The sequence below is a fragment of the Kribbia dieselivorans NBRC 106261 genome (assembly GCF_001552435.1).
In the GTDB taxonomy this organism is placed as follows: Bacteria; Actinomycetota; Actinomycetes; order Actinomycetales; family Dermatophilaceae; genus Kribbia; species Kribbia dieselivorans.
In genome coordinates this window covers 1-2294 of record NZ_BCRE01000270.1, presented here as the reverse complement: position 1 = coordinate 2294, position 2294 = coordinate 1, and the positions used below count along the sequence as shown (strand labels likewise).

General features: G+C 73.8%; 2 protein-coding genes. Both read left to right on the top strand.

Annotation, left to right across the window (positions count from 1 at the left end; translation table 11 throughout):
- Positions 1–911 (top strand): putative baseplate assembly protein (locus KD1_RS15750; RefSeq protein ID WP_157073423.1); only part of this gene is annotated, 911 nt, incomplete at its 5' end.
- A partial coding sequence (locus KD1_RS15745; protein ID WP_217995917.1) for a hypothetical protein occupies positions 908–2294 on the top strand: 1387 nt, incomplete at its 3' end. The genes KD1_RS15750 and KD1_RS15745, both read left to right, overlap by 4 nt.

The window sequence follows — 2294 nt, the reverse complement described above, 5'->3', positions numbered from 1 at the left end:
AGCCGTTGCCCGACCTGCTCGGCAGCCCGCGCAGCGCGCACGCGTTCGTCGTCGAGACCGAGCACGACGGGACGGCCCTGCTGCGGTTCGGCGACGACGTGCACGGGCAGCGTCCGGTGCCGGGCACGGCGTTCACGGCGACCTACCGGGTGGGCCACGGCGCGGCGGGCAACGTCGGGCGCGACACCATCGTCCACGCGGTCACCACGGTCGGGGGGATCACCGGGGTGGGCAACCCGCTGCCGGCCTCCGGCGGCGTGGACCCCCAGAGTGCCGAGGAGATCCGCCGGGATGCCCCCGCGGCGATCGCCGTGCAGCAGCGGGCGGTCACCGAGCTCGACTACGGCGAGGTCACGCAGCGGCTCGGACAGGTGCAGCGGGCCGCCGCGACCTTCCGCTGGACGGGGTCGTGGCACACGGTCTTCGTCACCGCGGACCGCTTCGGTGACCGGCCGGTGGACGCGGCCTTCGAGGCCGGGGTGCGCGGCTGGCTGGAGCGCTTCCGGATGGCCGGGTACGACCTCGAGGTCGACGCCCCGGTCTTCGTGCCGCTCGACATCGCGCTGAGGATCTGTGTGCTGCCCGGCTACTTCCGGGCGGACGTGGCACGCGATGTCCGTGACGTGCTCTCCGACCGGGTGCTGCCGGACGGCCGGCGGGGGCTGTTCCACCCGGACAACCTGACCTTCGGCCAGCCGGTCTACCTCTCCGACGTGCACGCCGCGGTCCACGCGCTCGCCGGCGTGCAGTCGGTCACCGTGCTGCGGTTCGAGCGGCAGCGCCGACCCGAGACGAGCGGGATCGCCGATGGTGTGCTGCGCATGGGCCGCCTGGAGATCGCCCGCCTCGACGACGACCGGACCTTCCCCGAGCGCGGGGTCCTCGAGCTGAGCTTCGGAGGTGGGTCATGAGCGCCGACACGTGCGGGTGCTGCTCCGGCGCGGCCGCGGGCATGGCCTTCGGCAGGTCGGGCCAGGCGCCGTTCAACCGGCCCGGACTGGCGGAGATCGCGTATCGCAGCGGCACCCACGGGGACGTGCTGGCCCGCCTGATCGCCGGCCTGACGCGAGCGGACCGCCCGGCGCTGGCTCACCTGCGTACCCGGCAGCCCGACGACCCGAGCATCGCGCTGCTCGACGCCTTCGCCGTGGTCTGTGACGTGCTGACCTTCTACACCGAGCGGCTGGCGAACGAGTCCTTCCTGCGCACCGCCGTGGACCGGACCTCCCTGCAGGAGCTCGGCCGGCTCGTCGCCTACCGGCTGGCGCCCGGCGTGGCCGCGGAGACGTGGCTGGCCTTCTCGCTGGAGCGGCCCACCACCGTGGTCGTCACCTCGACGGACCCGGGGCTGGCGCCGCCGGCGGTGCCGACGGTCGTCACCCTGCCGGAGCGGCTGCGGGTGCAGAGCGTGCCCGGTCCGGGCGAGCGGCCGCAGACGTTCGAGACCGTCGAGGAGATCGAGGCGCGGCCGGAGTGGAACTCCCTGCGCGTGGTCGACACCGCGCCCCACCCACCGACCTTCGGGCACACGTATGCCTGGCTGGCCGGGACCGAGCTCGGTCTGGCGCTGGGGGACGCCATCCTCTTCGCGAGCAACGACCTGGTCGGCGACCGGTGGGACGTGCGCCTGATCACCGCGATCGACATCGACCGGGTCCGGGGGGTGACGCAGGTGACGTGGGACCGGGGCCTCGGGTCGTACACCCCGCCGAACAACCCGGCTGACGCCCCCGAGGCGTTCGTCCTGCGCCGTCGGCTCAGCGTCTACGGGCACAACGCGCCGAAGTGGAAGGCGATGAGCGAGCAGTTCCGCAAGGACTACTCGGGCGTCCTCACGCCCCCCGGCGAGTGGCCGGGCTTCACCGCGATGAGCGACCTGACCATCGACCTCGACGGGGCCCACCCGGAGGTCGTCAAGGGCGACTGGGTCGTCGTCAGCCGGGAGGGCGACAACTTCTACCGCGAGCTCTACCGGGTCTCCGAGCGGGCCGAGCTCTCCCGCAGCGACTTCGCCGTCTCCGGCAAGGTCACCCGCCTGACCCTGACCGGCGAGGCGCATGACTTCGATGACCCACGCGGAGTGACCGTCTGGGCGGCGCCGAGCCCGCTGACCGTCGTCGAGGGGCCCGATCCCTCGGCGCTGCAGGGCAGTTCGCTCGACGTGGTCGGGGACGCGGCGGGGATGTCCGCGGGACGCTCGATCATCGTGGCGGGGACCGTCATGACCGGCACCGCCGCGGCGCAGCCGGGCACCCCCGCGGCGCAGCCGGGCACCCCCGCCGCCGAGGTGGCCA